At 41.6% G+C, this 18,326-nt stretch carries 17 protein-coding genes; 14 read left to right on the top strand and 3 right to left on the bottom strand.

Annotated elements, in window-relative coordinates; translation table 11 throughout:
* Positions 1-120: 120 nt before the first annotated feature.
* The 7 genes from NFS18_RS16860 (at position 121) to NFS18_RS16890 (ending at position 6,971) form a co-directional block, all read left to right on the top strand.
* The gene (locus NFS18_RS16860; protein WP_251392415.1) at positions 121-1,422 is read left to right on the top strand and encodes an NTF2-like N-terminal transpeptidase domain-containing protein; all 1,302 of its coding nucleotides are present in this window, start codon (positions 121-123) and stop codon (positions 1,420-1,422) included.
* The gene (locus tag NFS18_RS16865; protein ID WP_251392416.1) at positions 1,370-2,611 is read left to right on the top strand and encodes a DUF6070 family protein; all 1,242 of its coding nucleotides are present in this window, start codon (positions 1,370-1,372) and stop codon (positions 2,609-2,611) included. The genes NFS18_RS16860 and NFS18_RS16865 overlap by 53 nt, the downstream gene beginning before the upstream one ends.
* The gene (locus NFS18_RS16870; RefSeq protein ID WP_251392417.1) at positions 2,611-3,870 is read left to right on the top strand and encodes a DUF6070 family protein; all 1,260 of its coding nucleotides are present in this window, start codon (positions 2,611-2,613) and stop codon (positions 3,868-3,870) included. Before NFS18_RS16865 ends, NFS18_RS16870 begins: the two co-directional genes overlap by 1 nt.
* A gap of 4 nt (positions 3,871-3,874) precedes the next feature.
* On the top strand, positions 3,875-5,143 hold the full coding sequence (locus tag NFS18_RS16875; RefSeq protein ID WP_251392418.1) for a DUF6070 family protein: 1,269 nt from the start codon (positions 3,875-3,877) through the stop codon (positions 5,141-5,143).
* A gap of 79 nt (positions 5,144-5,222) precedes the next feature.
* Positions 5,223-5,402: a hypothetical protein gene (locus NFS18_RS16880; RefSeq protein ID WP_251392419.1), complete on the top strand. Its 180-nt coding sequence runs from the start codon at positions 5,223-5,225 to the stop codon at positions 5,400-5,402.
* Between the two features lie 48 nt (positions 5,403-5,450).
* A complete protein-coding gene (locus NFS18_RS16885) occupies positions 5,451-5,672 on the top strand; it encodes a hypothetical protein (RefSeq protein WP_251392420.1) in 222 nt (73 codons plus the stop codon).
* Positions 5,673-5,744: 72 nt separating this feature from the next.
* Positions 5,745-6,971 (top strand): hypothetical protein, encoded by a 1,227-nt coding sequence (locus tag NFS18_RS16890; protein ID WP_251392421.1) that lies wholly within the window; start codon positions 5,745-5,747, stop codon positions 6,969-6,971.
* A 50-nt stretch (positions 6,972-7,021) separates the two neighbouring features.
* Here NFS18_RS16890 and NFS18_RS16895 read toward each other — a convergent pair whose 3' ends face one another.
* From NFS18_RS16895 to NFS18_RS16905, 3 genes are all read right to left on the bottom strand, one after another.
* Positions 7,022-8,818: a BlaR1 family beta-lactam sensor/signal transducer gene (locus NFS18_RS16895; RefSeq protein WP_251392423.1), complete on the bottom strand. Its 1,797-nt coding sequence runs from the start codon at positions 8,816-8,818 to the stop codon at positions 7,022-7,024.
* A gap of 1 nt (position 8,819) precedes the next feature.
* Positions 8,820-9,206: a BlaI/MecI/CopY family transcriptional regulator gene (locus tag NFS18_RS16900; RefSeq protein WP_251392424.1), complete on the bottom strand. Its 387-nt coding sequence runs from the start codon at positions 9,204-9,206 to the stop codon at positions 8,820-8,822.
* 410 nt (positions 9,207-9,616) lie between these two features.
* A complete protein-coding gene (locus NFS18_RS16905) occupies positions 9,617-11,713 on the bottom strand; it encodes a hybrid sensor histidine kinase/response regulator (protein ID WP_251392425.1) in 2,097 nt (698 codons plus the stop codon).
* Between the two features lie 540 nt (positions 11,714-12,253).
* On the opposite strand from NFS18_RS16905, the gene NFS18_RS16910 reads away from it, so the two are divergent.
* The 7 genes from NFS18_RS16910 (at position 12,254) to NFS18_RS16940 (ending at position 18,214) form a co-directional block, all read left to right on the top strand.
* Positions 12,254-12,802 carry a DUF3795 domain-containing protein gene (locus tag NFS18_RS16910; protein WP_251392427.1) on the top strand — a complete coding sequence of 183 codons (549 nt, stop codon included), beginning with the start codon at positions 12,254-12,256 and terminating at the stop codon, positions 12,800-12,802.
* 138 nt (positions 12,803-12,940) lie between these two features.
* Positions 12,941-13,711 carry a sirohydrochlorin cobaltochelatase gene (locus tag NFS18_RS16915; protein ID WP_251392428.1) on the top strand — a complete coding sequence of 257 codons (771 nt, stop codon included), beginning with the start codon at positions 12,941-12,943 and terminating at the stop codon, positions 13,709-13,711.
* Between the two features lie 10 nt (positions 13,712-13,721).
* Positions 13,722-13,919 carry a hypothetical protein gene (locus NFS18_RS16920; RefSeq protein WP_251392430.1) on the top strand — a complete coding sequence of 66 codons (198 nt, stop codon included), beginning with the start codon at positions 13,722-13,724 and terminating at the stop codon, positions 13,917-13,919.
* A complete protein-coding gene (hemC, locus tag NFS18_RS16925; protein WP_251392431.1) occupies positions 13,916-14,803 on the top strand; it encodes a hydroxymethylbilane synthase in 888 nt (295 codons plus the stop codon). The genes NFS18_RS16920 and hemC overlap by 4 nt, the downstream gene beginning before the upstream one ends.
* 4 nt (positions 14,804-14,807) lie before the next feature.
* Positions 14,808-16,364 carry a uroporphyrinogen-III C-methyltransferase gene (gene cobA / locus NFS18_RS16930; protein WP_251392432.1) on the top strand — a complete coding sequence of 519 codons (1,557 nt, stop codon included), beginning with the start codon at positions 14,808-14,810 and terminating at the stop codon, positions 16,362-16,364.
* Positions 16,365-16,409: 45 nt separating this feature from the next.
* Positions 16,410-17,333, top strand: coding sequence for an ABC transporter permease (locus NFS18_RS16935; protein ID WP_251392433.1), 924 nt, complete (start codon positions 16,410-16,412; stop codon positions 17,331-17,333).
* A 62-nt stretch (positions 17,334-17,395) separates the two neighbouring features.
* A complete protein-coding gene (locus NFS18_RS16940) occupies positions 17,396-18,214 on the top strand; it encodes an ABC transporter permease (protein ID WP_251392434.1) in 819 nt (272 codons plus the stop codon).
* Positions 18,215-18,326 lie beyond the last annotated feature (112 nt).

Consider the following 18,326-nt stretch of genomic DNA (forward strand, 5'->3'; position numbering starts at 1 on the left):
AGCTAAAACAGTAGTGGAGCCAGCCCCCTCCTATTTTCATTATAGGCTGTGATAACCCTTCATGATTCGTTGAAAATAGAATATGACCATATCAGAAAAGCAAAATGAATGGAGGTCAATATGAAGAAAGGAAAAAGCAGAAACAAGCGAAAGAAAACAAGAAGCAGGCTCCTATGGATTGCGATTGCTGTTATAGGAATAGCTGCGGTAATTTCTGCAGTATGCGTGGCAGGAATGTTGGCAACAAAGGAAAATGCCTGGTGGACACCGGAAGAACTTCTGGTGGAGTACATGGATCATATTCCAAAACAGGAGTATGAAGAAATGTATGCGGTGCTACATATTGAGGCATCGGGAAATGTCAGTCAGGAGGATTTTGTAACTCGAAATTCAGCTATTTATGAAGGTATAGAAGTCCAGAATATGGCTGTCCAGATTATTGCATATGATGAGGAGCAAATGGCGGTAACCTACCAGACTTCTTTTGATACAGTTGCAGGAACTATCAGCTATGAGAATGAAGCACTCTTCCTAAAGGGCGAAGATGGATATAAGTTGGTTTGGGATGATTCCATGATTTTTCCGAATCTGACTTCTACAGATAAAGTAAGAGTTTCCACTACACAGGCAGAAAGAGGAGAAATTCTGGATAGGAACGGATGTGTCCTTGCAGGAAAAGGTATAGCTTCTTCGGTTGGAATCGTTCCGGGCAAGTTGGAAAACAGAGAGGAAGCAATCGCACAGATTGCGGAACTGTTGGAAACAACTCCGGAAGCGATAGAAAAGAATCTGTCGGCACAGTGGGTAAAGGATGATTCCTTTGTACCGATAAAAACCATTCCGAGGGTTGAAGAAATCAAGTTGATGAAGATTGAACCGGACGAAGAGGTGCTGAAAGAAAAGGAAAGACATGAAAAGTTGCTGGAAATTCCCGGAGTGATGATATCTGATGTTGAAGTACGTGAATACCCATTAGGGGAAACCGCTGCACATTTGGTCGGGTATATGGCTTGTATCTATTCTGCTTTCTGTAATGAGGGAAATGTCATAAAGCCGTATTTGGTATATCAGAAAGATGCAGTAGCTGAGTATTGGATTCCAGGAGCCTTTTCTAATGAGACAGCAAGTCGTGTATTGGAAGGAACAAAAAAGGTTGTGAATGATTCTAATGGAACTGGATATGCAGCCCATCGGGATGACATTCTTTTAGCAGGAAAAACAGGTACGGCAGAAATCAAGGCATCGAAGGATGATACTTCGGGTACGGAATTAGGATGGTTTGCAATTTTTACAGCAGAAGATACGGTAGAACGTCCTATATTGATTATCAGCATGGTAGAAGATGTGAAAGGAAGAGGAGGAAGCGGATATGTTGTTAAGAAAGACAACCTGGTTCTGGAAGAGTGGTTTGGCAGCAATTAGCTTTGTATTAATACTTAGTATTTCGGGGTGCAGTGATGCACCCCCGGAAGAAAATACAGTTTCGGAAACGGTAATAGATGTTCAGGCTATTCAGGAAGAATCGGAGGAGGATGCAGATGAAATTATAAGCGTCTGCATTGATCTTTATGAGAAAGCAGAAGAAGAAAATAAATTAGCGGATTTGGAAACAATCCGTAGTATTGTAAATCGTCTCGGAGAAAATGGTTATTCGGCAGTTGACAGTAAAAACCAGATTGATATGACTGAACCGGAGCAGGTGGTTGAATTCTGCGAAATGGTAGATGGGAAGGAAGAGGCAGAAATATCTATTATTGAGATCAGTTATTTGTCGGGTTTTGTAAAATATGATTTGCAGACAAAAGATGGAAATGTAGATGTGGTCAGAAGCTATTACAAGTATGAAAACGGAAATATGAAAAGAGAGGTAACAGGAAACTATCAAGCGGAGTATTGGAATTATACAGAAGAAGGTTATCTGATGTTTTCTGGTGTTTGGTTTTCAGAAGAATTATATGTTCTTACATTGAGTGGGGCAGAGGAACATACCGCATTACGAGTACTGCCATTGGATGAAACATATAGGGAGTTGAGTTGGAAATATCTCCGACCAATCGGCTTTGAACAAAATAATATGTTCATTGTAGATTGGAGCGAGGAAGATTTTGGAGATTTGAATTTCTATGATATGTATGACATTCTCTATCCAAAAGTGAATGGTCAATATGTTCCCTATGTTGCTGATGACAACTTGTCAGTCAGTGCAGTTTATCAGATTCCAAAAGAGGAATTCGAAAGCGTTATTATGAAATATTTCAATATTGATAGTGAAACGTTGCGATCAAAAACCGTCTATTGTTTGGAGGACTCAACTTATGAATATAAGCCGAGAGGATTCGAAGAAGTAGAATACCCGGTATATCCATATTCAGAGGTAGTCGGTTTCACAGAAAACAGCGATGGGACAATTACGCTTACAGCTAATGTAGTATTCCCTTATGCAGGTGATTCCAAGGTATATGCTCATGAGGTTGTAGTCCGCCCGTTAGAGGACGGAGGGGTACAATATGTATCTAACCGCATTATACCATCTGAAGACAATTACAGAGAAACTTGGCATACACCACGGTTGACGTTGGAGGAATGGGACGAATTGTACGGAGGCGAATAATGGAAGATTTAAAATGGCTGCTTAGAAGATGTGGGCTTCCGATTTTGGTGATAGCGGGAGTGTTCTGTTGGGGAAAAATGCACGCAGAAAAGCAAAAGGTGGCAGAAGAAGTATGGGAGCCGCCTGTAGAAATCGAAAATAGCGAAGCAGAAACAGAAGAAGTCGAGGATGTGGAAACCTCTATAGATTCAGCATATTGGTTCATTCCGCAAGCCAGTGATAATCTCCTTTCAGAAGAGGAGAAGGAGCAGCTGCAGAGTACGGTTTTGTCAGCAGCAGAATCGGTCAGAGAGATCTATAAGGATATTGTAATTGCAGATGCACCAAGCTACTCTTCCGGTATTAATGAATTTACCAACGAGCAGAGGAAAGCCGTGGTGGAACAATTAGGCAGAAGCGGTTTGGTAAGTGTTGAAGAAGACTCTGCTATGCAGAATCATGAAGCAATTGAAGTGTTTTACGCAGATTACTTGAATGGACAGGACTCGATGGTTACGGTATTTGAAGTGCATAGAGATGGACTGATTGGAGCAGTTACCTATATTTATCGGAATGGGCGGCTACAGACCTATTATATAGGAGTTCGGTGGAAGGAAGGCGGTATGCCGGAGATACAGGGAACTTCAGTAAGTAATGTGGCTGAAATTAAACTTACGGAAAAAGGGTATTTTATCTACGCATATGAATATGTGATTGCACATGCACGTTTGAGACCGTATTGGAGAATAGAACCGCTTCCGGAAGACTGCCGGGAACTGACAGAGAAATACATATCAGGACTAAGCTATGTGAATTACAATGTGCTTGTCACGAACTGGGACAGCAGTAACGTAGAAGATATTCTGATGCCTTGTATGTATGAAGACATCTATCGAATTTATACGGGAGAAAATCTGAAAACGGAAGGTTGGAAAATTCCGGCGGAGGAATACGAAAAGATAATGACCACTTATTTTCCGGTATCTGTAGAACAGTTGAGAGAGCATTGCGAGTATGACGAGAGCAGCAACAGCTATGAATATGAGATGATTTATGCCAGCCCATACCCACCTTTTGGAGAAGTAGTTGACTATACAAAAAATGCGGATGGAACAATTACACTTATCGTGGATGGGGGTTGGCCGGATTATAATTCTGATCTCGCTTTTCGGAATACGGTTGTGATCCAGCCATTTGAAGATGGAACATTCCGGTATCTTTCTAACTCTATAGATGAAATAGAATTGGAACTGCCGCCAATAGCAAGAACGAAAGGATGATTTTATGGTATTAAAGAAAAAGAGCATTCTACTAATTATGGTATTTTTAATTGGGTGCGCTCTGTGTGCCTGTGGAAAAGAAGATAGCATTGTGGGTGAATCTCTTGTGGAAGATACGAAAGAAGTATCTTCCACAGAGGAAACAAAAAGTGCCGAAGAAGAGACTGCAGAACAGTGGGAAAAGGGCTATGGACTTCCGGTGGATGAACAGGAAGAAAAGGAAGCTGAGAATAATTGCAGAGCGATGATGGAACGTATTTATGAGATTTACAAAGAGGTAGATAAAGGAACTGCATCCAATGTTGTTTTAACTGATGAGACCATTCTTGAACTGCAGAAAAAGTTAATGGAAACGGGATATCCGGTTGTCACATTGGTAACCTATTCAAATATGGGAAATTATGAAAGTGTGGATTCTTTTCTTGAGGATTGCGCATCTGGGAAAAGAGGTTCTGTAGTAATTTACGAGATACATGATGATGGTGGCATAGGTAGAATAAAATTTTTTTATGATGGTACAGACATGTATGTTGTAAGTGCAGGAAGTGTATGGAATGAGAATGGCAAGTCGAGAATGTCTTATATATCTCACACCAGAATCAAAGAGTGGGAATATACAGAGAAAGGCTGGTTCTGCTATGAGTTGTGTGTACCAGAGCCACCGGAAGTAACAGAAATTGTGGATGGAAGCTGTTTGATCAGAGTAAAGCCAATGACAGAAGAACAGCGTGAAATGTCAGAAAGATGCGTGAGAGGTCTTGGTTATCAGGGCAATAACATTTTATGTTCGAATTGGGACGCAGACCATATGGAAGAATTAGACTTTAATGGGATGTATGAATATCTGTATGCAATGAAATATGGAGATAAGTTCAATTCAGAGGATTATCCAGATGGAATTCCAAAGGAAGAATTTGAAAGTCTGATTATGGAGTATCTTCCGATAACAGCAGAGCAGATACGGGAGTACTCAGTATTTGATGAGGAAAACCAAACCTATCTTTGGGAGAGACTTGGGTGTTTCAATTATGCTCCTACCTTCTTTGGAACTTCTCTGCCGGAGGTTGTCAATATTAAAGAAAATGACGATGGAACTGTGACATTGACGGTAGAGGCGGTATGCGATATGGTTGTTTGTGATGATGCAGTCATAACCCATGAGCTTACAATGCGATTTGCAAAAGATGGCAACTTTCAGTATTTGGGGAATGAAATCCTTAATGACGGAATACAAGATGTACCAAATTATCAATATCGTATTCGTAAAGAGTAGTTACGGGTGAAAAAATGATTTGATAATATTCGGATTCTATGGTAATCTTACAAACGTAAGAAAAAGAAAGGAGAAGTCAATGAAAAGAAAAAGCATAATTATTGGAGTTGTTGCAATTGCATTATTGTGCTGTGCGGTGTTTTTATTTAGAAATAATACAGGAGATTCTGAGGGAATAGTTCAAGTTCCAGTAAATAATGGAGAATTGCTTACCAGTTCAAAGAAGGGATATAATTCTGTTGAGATATATCAACAGTAAAATCAACTGGTCGTAAATGCAGAATCGGAAGCGGCGTTTTTCGATGGAGTGCAATTTATAGTAGAGACTGAGGGAGAAATAACATCAGAAAATGTCGAGATCATTTGGATGACCATAGGCGGAAATACGGAACAGACAGCAGATAATGACCGTATTATTGCAGAGATAAAAATATGCGACAACGATGAATTAATTTGTGATATAAAGATAAATTTTGCGAAAAAAGCATTTGATGCAATAGAAGATGTGTTAGAAAGTAACGGGATGTAGGAGCGGAAACTCCATAATGGAAGAACTGGATATTTGTTGACATTAAAAAGTGTTATAACAATGAAGAAATTTTTGAAAATTATACTAGGTATTATGGGTTCGCTTCTTGCAGTGATTGCAGTATTTGGGGGTTGCATTTCGTATACGGTAAATTATAAGAAGAAAATTTGTGATACATCTGTTTCGCCGGATAGAAAATATGAATTGACACTTCAGGCAGTCGGAGAACCAGACTGGCCTTTTGGTTCAGCAAATGGACGATTAATCCTTATGGAAGGCAAAGATAAGATATCTCAAACAGACTTTGAATTGCATAATGACGGTGGAAGCATCACAAGTAATTGTTGGAAAGTTACATGGTATGAAGACTATGTAGAAGTGATCCTATCAGGCGAAGAACAATTTGATGAGCAAGTCCTTTTATATTTTGACGGTATGAAAGAAATACAGCAATTGACAGATATTGCAGTGGACTATCCATCAGGAGAGGAATTAGATGAAAGCCGGGTTATAACCGAACAATCCTTTGATGTAGATTTGAATGGTTGGGGCGAGGTACGATTTGTATCTTATCTGCCGACTTATGATACGCTTTGGGAAGATGTCTCATTTGCGCTGGCAAAGGACAATCAAATCGTGTACCATTTCCCAGCTTATTTTGAAAACAATAGTACTGAAAATGATAGCGTAGGTATGTTTGACAGCGTAGAGGCAGTTGGATTTCACGATATAGATGGCGATGGTGCAAAGGATGTGATTGTCATTGTAAATTACGTTACAGGAGCAGGACTACAGGGAATGATACCACGGAAGACCATTAGAATATTTAGTTCACAGAATGATGGTTTTGTCATTCAGCACGATTTAATAGATGAATTAATGAAAAATATGAAAGAGGATGATATTTCTATTTCTGCGATATGTGATTATGTGACATTAATTGAAACAGATGAAATATATGATGGATACCGTACTATATACCAACAATACTTCGCAGACGAAGAATGTGATTTTATGATATCATATAGTGCGAGTGGAAATTCCAGAGTTATCTTAAATGAGAATGAGGAAATAATAGAAATTCTTGTATATGACAGACTTTCGGAAAATGAAAAATGTGAATTATATGTTTGGTACAGAAGTAAAAAAAACGTAGATGGTTCATGGCATATCTCAGAGGCAGAGATTCTTGATATATTTGCTTATAATGTATCTACAAAAGATGTGGTTAGTAGCGGTAAAACATCATGGTCAGCAACCGGAAATGAAAAGTATTATGAAGTAACAGGCGAAAAATAAATGAAATCGGGTAAGAGTCAGTTTGTGTAGTTGACTGTTACCCGATTTCTTTATTTCCAGATATTCATGTCTGACAAGATAGACATGGTTATTTCAGCTGCGTTGCCTCCAGTGGCATCGCTCTCTGCACCAATGTTGGTAGCAAAGAAGTATGTATTATCAGCAGTTTCTATAAAGCCAATAAACCACCCGTTCACATCCTGTCCATCCACTCGTCCGGTTCCGGTCTTTCCGTAAAATGTTCCGGCATCGGAAGAGGAAAGGCAGATGGCATCTTTTACTGCATTGATGTTTTCAGAGTCGAAGTCGAAGCTGTTATTTTGTAACTTGGTTAAAAGTTCGATCTGTTCTATCGGAGAAATCTCTAAGGATGATTCCATCCAATAAGTGGAGAAATCACCACACATGTTTTCGTTACCATATCCGATTTCTTGAATATAGCTGTAAACGTCAGAGGCTCCAAGCTGTTTATCCACTGTCTGGAAATACCAGTTCACGGAGGAGTTCATTGCAGACTGTAAGGTCTGATCCGCATTCCATGCTTCAAATGGATAGCTTTCTCCATTCCATGCAATAAAGGAGTTTTCTGGTGTAATGACACCTTCTTCTAATCCGAATAAGGCATCATATATTTTGTAGGTGGAGTTTGGTGCAACTCGCAGGGTAGCACGCTCCTTGTCATGTATGTTCCATGCATCATTTTCCAAATCGTATAAAACAAAGCTGCCTTCGTATTCTCCGAAGTATGTGGAGAGGTCTACATAGGAGACATTCTCAGAAGAGGAGTCCCATTGGTAGTAGATTTCGTTCGCTGCGTATGTAGAAATAAAGGGAGCAAAACCTAACATGAAAACAGCAGTCAGTACAAATGCCGTCATACCTTTTAGCCTTTTTATAAATGTTGGCTTCTCGTAAGATGCAATATTGATGATTCTCCGCTTCATCTGCTTCATGTTTCCACCAAGGCCGGCAGCAAATGGAAAAGGAGTTAGAGAAATCTTTTCTGCAAAGTTGATCAGTGTATTGCCATAATCCTCGTAATCATTCTCTTCCAGCATCATTAAAACAGAGGTGTCACAGGCAACCTCTCTGTCATTACGCATTTCTTTCAGAGCGTACCAGACAAGAGGATTGAACCAATATACCATTCCGGAGAGGTTCATCAGATAACTGGCGAAAGCATCGTGGTGCTTGTAATGCTGCAGTTCGTGCAATAGCATATACCGCATATCGGATTCGTTATAATCAGAGATCAGATGAATCGGTAAATAAATACATGGTTTCAAAAGTCCCACAAAAATCGGGGATTTCAAAAATGCGGTACTGTAGACAGGGAGCTTGCTGTGAATTCCCATCTCTTCTAAGCAGTGATGGTACAGTCTGCGGACTTCCTTGTTCTGAAGGGGAAGTGCAGATTTCTCCAAACTACGCAGACGGAAAGAGGATTTGATTACCAATATAATCATTGCAAAAATACCTACAATCCATATCCCCAATAATAAGTATCCGGCAATGGAGGGAGTCTCACTATTTACCGAAAAGGTAAAGTCATTCATCCAGTCTGTATTTCCGGTTAGATTGGTCTCTGCGGCTTCTTCCATAGCGGTTAAAGTACCGGAGGGAGGAGAATTTCTTAAGTATCCGAGCCACGAGAAGATTTGCGGAAACCCGATTAATCGGAATGGTATAAAGGGAACTACCAACAACCCAAGTAGCAGAAACCACAGATTATACTGCATCCGGCTGGAAAGGTTGTTTTTGAATATCCGTTTGGATATCAAAAGAATTCCGATGATACCGCTGATGAATATATTGCATATTAAAAAGCGTATCATAAAATCAGCCACATTAATTGCCTCCTTTTTGGTGCCTCTGTGAAAGAAGGGAGCGTAAGTGTTCTATTTCTGCTTCGGATAGTCTGTCATTTTCTATATATGCAGACAGCATGGCAGTGATATCCCCATCATAGTATCGTTTCAGAAAAGAATTGCTTTCCTGGCCGATATATTCGCTTTCTTTCACGACTGGGGTGTAAACAAACACTCGGCTCTGCTTTTCATAAGTCAGAGCGCCTTTGGTCACAAGGCGTTTAATTAAAGTCTGTATCGTTTTCGGACTCCAGCTTGTAGTCTGTAATAATTTATCAGTTATTTCATTGGTACTGATTGGTGCATGTTTCCATACGATTTTCATAACTTCAAATTCAGCTTCAGAAATCTGTGGTAAATCGCTCATTTCAAATCCTTCCTTTAAATCTTACGCTTGTAATAAATATATTATAGACGTTATTTATGTGGTTGTCAATTTCAGAAAAAAGATTTTGAAAAGGCTACAAAAATAAAAGAACCAGAATCACAACGGATTAGCTGGTTCCTTTATTTGTTTGAATTACCTCTCTTATGTATGAGTGCTAAGAGGTATTCAATTGTGGAAGAATCTCGGCTATCTCTTGCTCATTACATTCCTGTAACATCAATAATAGTAAGTGACGGTTTCACTGTATGTGTTTAATGGAAAAACACGAACAGTATATGTTGGCAGCATAAAACTGCCACCAGTTTTCAGAGTCTGGTGGCAGAAATATTTTTTGTTTTTTGATTGTCTACTTGACGGGGAACAGTTCATTAAATATGTATTCTTTGCTTTTATTTATTATCCAGAATATTTTGAAGAGTGGAAAATAACTTGTTCACATCAATAGGCTTGCCTAAATGGGCGTTCATGCCGGCTGCAAGAGTACGCTGGCGGTCTTCTTCAAGAGCGTTGGCTGTCATGGCTACAATGGGCAACCGGGACAGAACCGGATCGTCCAGGGTACGGATGATACGAGTAGCTTCTATGCCATCCATCACAGGCATCTGAATATCCATGAGAACCAGATCATAAGGGTTATCCGCAGAATTGGAGATCTTTTCCACTGCTTCAGCTCCATTTGAAGCTACATCTACAATGCAGCCTTCATCTTCCAGGATAGACAGGGCAATTTCCTGATTTAACTCGTTATCTTCTACCAGCAAGAGATGGCGGTCTTGCAAATCCCATGCAGTAGAAATCTCAGGCACGTCTAGATGTTCGGCAGCCTGGGTGAAATAGAAAGGAAAAGTAAAGGTAAAGGTGCTGCCATAGTCCTTTTCACTCTCTACGGTAATCCGTCCATTCATCAGTTCTGTCAGATCTTTGGTAATAGACATGCCCAAACCTACTCCGTCAATTCCGCTGATCGTAGAAGTCCGCTCTCTTTCAAATGGTTCAAAAATATGTTCAAGAAATTCTGGGGACATGCCGATGCCGGTATCCTTGATACAGAATTTGTATATGGCGGTGTTTACTGCGTCTCCGGGCTGTTCGGTGACAGTGAGTGAGATGGAGCCGCCATCGAGAGTAAATTTCAGAGCATTGCCCAACACGTTCAGTAATACTTGGTTTAGCCGTAACTGGTCACAGACGATATAAGGATGAATGAGAGCACTGTCATCAAGACAAAAGTGTAAATTTTTAAACTCGAGGTCTGTCTGGATCATGTTCTGAAGGTTTAGCAGAATCTGAGGCAGGCTGCACGGCGCCTCTTCGATGACCACTTTGCCGCTTTCGATGTGCCCTACATTCAGCACATCATTGACGAGACTAAGAAGGTGGTTGGAAGATGTGGCGATTTTGCTCAGATAGTCCTGTAATAGTTCCCGGTTATCCAGATGGGTGAGCGCCAGATTGGTAAAACCGATAATGGCATTCATAGGGGTGCGGATGTCATGAGACATGTTGTTGAGAAAATCAGTCTTAGCTTGAGAGGCCTCTTGAGCCTCAATCAAGGCATCTTCCAGAAATTTGTGTTGTGTCATGATCATCTCATCGGTGTCTTTGTACAGTGTAACGTCAATAAACATACCTACGTAAGTAATTGGTGTACCGTCTTCGCGCCGGAAGAACTTCCCAGTGGTGCGAAACCAACGATACCCCTGGTTTTTTGTTAAAAGACGGTATTCAACATCGCAGGAACTTTGATCGGTGTAGTCTTTAACAACGTTATAATATTGTTTCAGCACCAGATCACGATCCTCAGGGTGAATCAAATCAGACCAGGATGAAAGGACATTGGGGAAATCCTGCTCATTCTGATAGCCGATCATAGCACGGAATTCCTGACTCCAATAGACGCTTTCCATGTTTCCATGGCTGTCAAATTCCATCGTCCATATACCTGCCTGTAGAATCTCATACATCAATCTGAGCACGGTGGTTTCATGCTTCGATGACTCTAAGGATTTCAAATGCTTCTGAGCCAGATGTGCCGTGTGGGTATCATCAATAACTTTGCATTTCTTTTCTGTGGCATCTTTCACAAAGACATAAAAGACATCCCCATAGGAATCCGTGTGGATAAAATGCCCATAGTCCTCTAGCCAACGAATGGAACCGTCTTTTCTGATAATACGATATTCTATATAGTCCAAATCGCTGCTGCCTGTAAAAATCCGTTGCTTAATGCCCTTTTCGACCATTTCCAAGTCCTCTGGATGGACCAGACCAGAGAAGACATAGCCGGTAAGTTCCTTAAATTCCTCCAAATTCTCGCAGCCGAATATTTGAATCAATGTCTGATTAACGTAAATCAGTTCCTCATCCCCATCAGCATGATAAATGAAAAAACCATCAGGCATTCCTGCGGTAATCTGTTCAATGATTGGGAAAGTTTGTTCATTGAGAATTAGAGAACACGATCTGTACTGCTCGGGGTTCTGCATAAAACCATTCCTTCCAAATGTTAAGTGTTATAATAAAATTGTACCACGTTCCAGTGAGGTGTCAAGTTTGGAGTAAAAAAGAAGAAGAAAAATGTAACAGTTCAGCCATAACAGCTCGAATTGGCTGCCAAGCATGCGACAAAAACGTCCAGTGGACGTTTTTTAGCGGTTTCACCGCCTATACGTTGCTATGCAGCGCAAATTCTCGCTTATGGCTGAACTGTTACGAAAAATATCAAGCAATTTATAACGAAATAGGGTATAATTAGTAACAGTTCAGTATAGGAGTTTGCACTTGCTGCAAACTCCGTAAAAATGCGTGATGGAAAAATAGAATCCGCCCTTTTACCGCAGGTGAACTTAAAATAGGGCGGATTCAGTAACAGTGCAGCCGAAAGGCTGAACTGTTACTATAATTAATGACAGAAACGCATGGCAAATAGATGTGAAAATCAATGGTTCGATATGTTGCGAAAGAAGAGATTAACAAGATATTTTCCATGCCGGAATTTCAAAAACAGGGTTGGGTGGAGAGATATTTTGAAAGATTTTACAAGATCAGATTTATTGTTTTCTTTGTGTGGATTAAATTGTGGGCTATGTCCTATGCGCCTGGATGGACATTGCCCCGGATGCGGAGGCGGTGAAGGAAACCAGTCCTGCAAGATAGCCAGATGCAGCCAGCAGCATTGGAAGCCGGAATATTGCAGTCAGTGTCAGGAATTTCCCTGTGAAAAATATGAGTATATTGATGCGTTCGATTCGTTTGTCACACATCAGAATCAGAAAAAAGATTTGGAGAAGCAGCAGAAAATGGGTGTAGGGGAATATCGAGCGGAACAAGAAGAAAAAATTCGTATTTTAGAATGGCTGCTGCAAACTTGCAATGATGGACGGAAAAAGACTTTTTTCTGCGTGGCTGTGAATCTTCTGGAATTGGAAGATGTAAGAAATGTGATGGGACAGATAAAGTCAGACGGGAAATTTGGGGAGTTGCCATTAAAAGAAAAGGCTGCTTATGTGACCAGGCAATTTCAGAAGGCGGCAGATAAGCAGGGTATTGTGTTAAAATTGAGAAAGAAAAAGTAATTTCATCTTTGCTATCGACCCCAGAAGGGAGAGGTATATTTTTTGAACAGCTGACAGAGCAGGGGATTACGGTTGTGATGTCTACTCATGATGTGGATTATGCATGTGTGAATAGTTACAATGTCAGAGGAGAAGAGTATGAGGAAAAAAGCAATTTTAGTTGTTAGTTTTGGAACCAGTCATCTGGATACCATGGAGAAGACCATTCAGGTTATGGAAATGGAAATAGGACAGCGTTATCCAGAATATCAGGTGTATCGTGCATTTACCAGCCAGATGATCATTAATAAGTTGAAAAAGACAGAAATGCTTTTTGTCTGGAACGTAAAAGAGGCGCTGGAAAAGATGTTGGCGGACGGCATCAAGACGGTGATCGTCCAGCCGACACACATTATTAATGGATATGAGAATGATAAAATGCTGGAGAATATCCGGGAATTTTCTGGAAAATTTGAAGCGGTCCGTGTGGGTGCGCCAATGCTTACCGGAACAGACGACTATAAAAAAGCGATCCATGCGTTGATCGAGGATGTGAAACTGGAAGAAAATGAGACTCTTATTTTGATGGGGAATGGAACAGAACACCATGCCAATGCTGCATACCCGGCTTTGGAATACATTTTGCAGACACTGGGATATGTGCACATTCATGTGGCGACGGTAGAAGGGTATCCGGAATTGAAAGACGTAATGAAAAAAATAGAAGAGAAGAGAATTAAAAAAGTTGCATTGCTGCCGTTTATGTTTGTTGCCGGAAATCATGCAAAAAATGATATGGCAGGGGAAGAAGATTCCTGGAAACAAGAACTGGAGGCTGCCGGATATCAGGTCAGACCGATTTTGAAAGGACTTGGGGAACTTCCAAGCATCCGTAATATTTTTCTGGAGCATTTGGAAGAGGTTTTATAGAGGTGAGAGCATGTCAGAGCTTGCGGAAATATGGTGCAGGTTTCGATTGCAAAAGCAAAACGGATCGAACCGCATGTTTGCAGAGCGTTTTGTAACACAGGCAAGACGATACGGAAAAAGGAAAATGTATGATCAACTGGTGGATATTATACGGACTCATTTGGACATGGACATGATTTATGAAATGATAGGAAGGGATGTAAGATGATTCAGAAAATCCGAATTGGAAGCAGGGAAAGCCAACTGGCGGTCACTCAGGCAGAAATCGTAAAGCACATGATAGAAGAAGCATATCCGAAAGCAGAGGTTTCGATCGTTACGATGAAAACAACGGGGGATAAGATTCTTGACCGAAATCTGGATCAGATTGGCGGAAAAGGACTTTTTGTAAAGGAACTGGACCAGGCGCTTTTGGCTGGAAAGATTGATCTGTCTGTTCACAGTTTAAAGGATATGCCGATGGCGCTTCCGGAAAATCTTCCGATTTTGGCTTTTACAAAACGAGAAGACCCAAGAGATGTGCTGGTGTATCGAAGCGGAGAAAGTGTCATTCCAGAGAATGGACTGATCGGAACTTCCAGTAAGCGCAGAATGCTTCAATTAAAAAAACTATATCCTGTATGCCGGTTTCAGGGAATCCGGGGTAATGTACAGACCCGTATAAAGAAACTGGAAATGGAAGGGCTTGATGCCACGGTACTGGCGGCAGCCGGATTGGCGCGGTTGGGAATGAGCGGGACGGCAGGAAGGTTCTTTTCTGTAGAAGAGATGATTCCGGCAGCCGGGCAGGGAATTCTCGCAGTTCAGGGAAGAGCCGGAGAATTCGGGGAACTTCATGCTGTGTTAAATGATGAATGCTCAGAAATCATGGCACTGGCAGAGAGAGCATTTGTGAAAAAATTGGATGGAGGCTGCAGTTCGCCGATTGCGGCGCATGCACATGTGATTGCAGAGGAAGTAGTATTAAGAGGGCTATACTATCGTGAATCGGATGAAATGTATTTTGTAGAGGAATGCCGGGGGAAAAAGGAATTTGCGCAGGAAATAGGAGAATGCCTTGCAAAAAAGATGAAAGAGAAATACGGAGAATAAGAGTATGAAGGAAAATGAAAAAGGAAAGGTATGGCTCGCAGGTGCAGGACCCGGAGACGCGGCGTTGTTGACCGTGAAAACACGGGAATTGATGGAGCAGGCGGATGTGGTTGTTTATGACGCACTTGTCAGTCTGGAGATACTGAGCCTGATCCCGGAGCATGTGGAGATGATCTGTGTGGGTAAACGCGCCGGAAATCATCCGGTCCCACAGTCAGAAATCAACGAAATACTGGCAAAAGAAGCTATGAAGGGAAAATGTGTCCTTCGGTTAAAAGGCGGAGACCCTTTTGTTTTTGGACGGGGCGGAGAGGAAATTGAAAGATTGCTGGAAGATAGGATTCCTTACGAAGTTATTCCGGGAGTGACTTCTGCGGCAGCAGTTCCCGCTTATAACGGAATTCCGATTACGCACAGGGATTATACTTCTTCTTTCCATGTCATCACAGGGCATGTAAGAAAGGGAAAAGATCTAAGCATCCCTTATGAAGAATTGGTAAAATTAAAAGGGACACTGGTATTTTTAATGGGGATTTCCTCCTTGCCGATGATTGTAAAAGGTCTGCTTCAGGCGGGAATGGATCCGAATACAGAGGCTGCTGTTTTGGAAAAGGGAACTACTGCAAAACAAAGACGAGTGACTGCTGCCCTGGAAATGTTAGAGGAACGGGTTTCAAAAGCACAGATTCGGACGCCGGCAATTATTGTGGTAGGAAAGGTATGCAAACTGGCGGATACATTTGCATGGGAAGAAGCAAGACCTCTGAGCGGAAAGCAGGTTCTTCTGACAAGACCAAGACAGAATATTTCAAAGCTTGCTTCAATTCTTCGGGAACAGGGAGCACACGTTATAGAGATGCCTTCAATTGAAACAAGAGCAATTAAGCCCAATACGCATTTTGTACAGGCGGTGAAGGCATTTGGAACAAGAGCGGACGAAGAATGGATGATTTTTACAAGCCCCATTGGGGTCAGGACATTTTTTGAACTTTTGAAAGCAGAACATCTGGATATCAGGACTATGTTTGCCGCGTCTATGAAACGGCAGGCGGATATCAAAATTGCGGCGATCGGGAAATCAACTGCAAAAGAATTACAGGTATATGGACTTGTGGCAGATCTGGTTCCAGACACCTTTTGTGCACAGGCTTTAGGGGAAGCCATTGAAAAAGCAGCAGAAAAGAAGAGTGCGGCAACCATTTTCCGTGCAGCGACCGGATCCAAAGAACTATTGCCCCCTCTTCAAAGATGTATGAAGGAAGTGGATGATGTGGCGCTGTATGAGACCGGATATTTTTTGCATCCGGAATTAAAGGAACAAATTTCCTTGTGTCTTCTGAGCGGAGAGATTGATGCGGTCACATTTACCAGTGCGTCGACAGTGAAGGGATTTGTAAATACCCTGGGAGAAATAGATTATTCTAAAGTGAAAGCTATTTGTATCGGGGAACAGACTGCGTTAGAGGCAAAGCAGCACGGGATGGATATTACGATTTCAAAAGAAGCAACGATGGAGAGTCTGGCAGAAACACTTTTTGTAACAGTTCAGCGCGGGATTTAGCACTTTTTACACTTTACAACGAATAGATATGATGGAGGAAGTCTCATGGTACAATATACGATCAAGCGAATCGGTACAGGGATTCTTTCGCTGCTTGTTCTGGTAAGCATTACTTTTTTTCTCACCAGAGCGATTCCGGGAAGTCCGTTCGAGTCTGCGAATGTATCCGGGGATATTCTGGAAATGATGGAAAAAGAATACAGTCTGGATAATCCGGTCATCGTTCAGTGCGGAAGATATCTGCTGAATGTTCTGAGGGGGGAGCTTGGATATTCTTATCAGAATCCTTCACGTGCCGTGACGGATGTGATCGCAGAGTTTTTGCCGGTAACTTTGACGATAGGCGGACTGGCGCTTTTGCTTGCCATTGTGACAGGGGTTACCTTTGGAATCTGGATGACAGCCAGCAAACAAAAGATGGTGCGGATCATTTTATTTTCAGGAACGATTTTCGGCATCGGGGTTCCTAACTTTGCGTTGTCTTTGTTCGTTCTCTTATTGTTTGGGGTGAAATTGCATTGGTTTCCGGTTGTGGGACTTGACGGCTGGGAACACTATATTCTTCCGGTGTGTTCACTTGCAGCGTACCCTTCCTCTGTTATCTGCAGAATGACCGCTCATGTATACAGAGAGGAAATGAATAAGGAATATGTGGTTCTTGCAAGAGCAAAGGGACTGAAAGACAGTCAGATCGTCTGGAGGCACATCCTTCGGCATATATGGCTTCCGCTTTTAAATTATCTGGGATCTGCGGCAGCATTTCTGCTGACCGGGAGCTTTGCGGTGGAAAGTATTTTTACGATTCCGGGACTTGGAAGTCAATTCGTGCGGGCAATCTCCAACAGGGATTATACGCTGATCATGGGACTTACTATTTTTATGGGAATTGTTGTGATACTGATCCAGCTACTGGTAGATTTGTTAAGCGCATGGATCGATCCGAGGATCCGGCGCTCTTATGAGGGATAACAAGAAGAGGAAAAGGGCTGAATAGTTACCAAGGCAGAACAGTGACGAAAATGGAGGTGAATATGCGTGTGAGAAAAAATCAAATGTTAAAAATCGGCATCCGGGTGTTTTGCATCCTTACCATATCAGCGCTTCTTATTCCCATGCTTTCCCCCTGGTCTTGCACAGAAATGAACGCAGATATAAGAAACATGCATCCGAATCTCCAGCATTTTTTCGGAACAGATAAATTCGGACGAGATTTATTTGTACGTACTTTTTACGGAGTAAGGATCAGTTTGATGGTGGGGGGAGTCAGCGCTGTATTGAATGGAATCTTTGGAATCTGTTACGGGGGAATTGCCGGATACAGTAAAAGAACCGTGGATCTTCTGCTCATGAGAGCGGCAGATATTATAAGTTCTATCCCATCGCTTCTTTATGTTATTTTGTTTACACTTGTATTTGGGGCAAATGAAAAGAGTATCATTTTAGGGTTATGTGTTTCGGGATGGATTGAGACGGCGCGTATTGTGAGAGGAGAGGTAATCCGGCTGAAAGGCAGAGAGTTTTGTGTTGCCGCCGTTTTATTTGGCAAGGGGAAACTGCAGATTTTTTTTCAGCATATCCTGCCGAATGCAGCGGGATCTGTTATGGTAAATCTTACATTTCTTGTTCCGCATGCCATTTTTACAGAAGCATTTCTAAGCTTTGCAGGAGTAGGGATTTCTCCGCCCGCTGCCAGCCTGGGTACCTTGATCCAATCGTCAAGAAGCCAGATGCAAATATATCCGTATCAAATGTTTTTTCCTGCTTTTATATTGATTCTGTTAATTGTCAGTATGAATTTTATCGGGGAAGGATTAAAGAATAAAGAGAAAAGAAAGAGGGATCAGGCATAGAGTTTTGTACCTGCGGCAGAGATTGTAAGAAGATGGTAACAGTTCAGCCATAACAGCTCGAATTGGCTGCCAAGCATGCGACAAAAACGTCCAGTGGACGTTTTTTAGCGGT

This window comes from Mediterraneibacter agrestimuris, from assembly GCF_943193195.1.
GTDB lineage: Bacteria > Bacillota > Clostridia > Lachnospirales > Lachnospiraceae > Schaedlerella > Schaedlerella agrestimuris.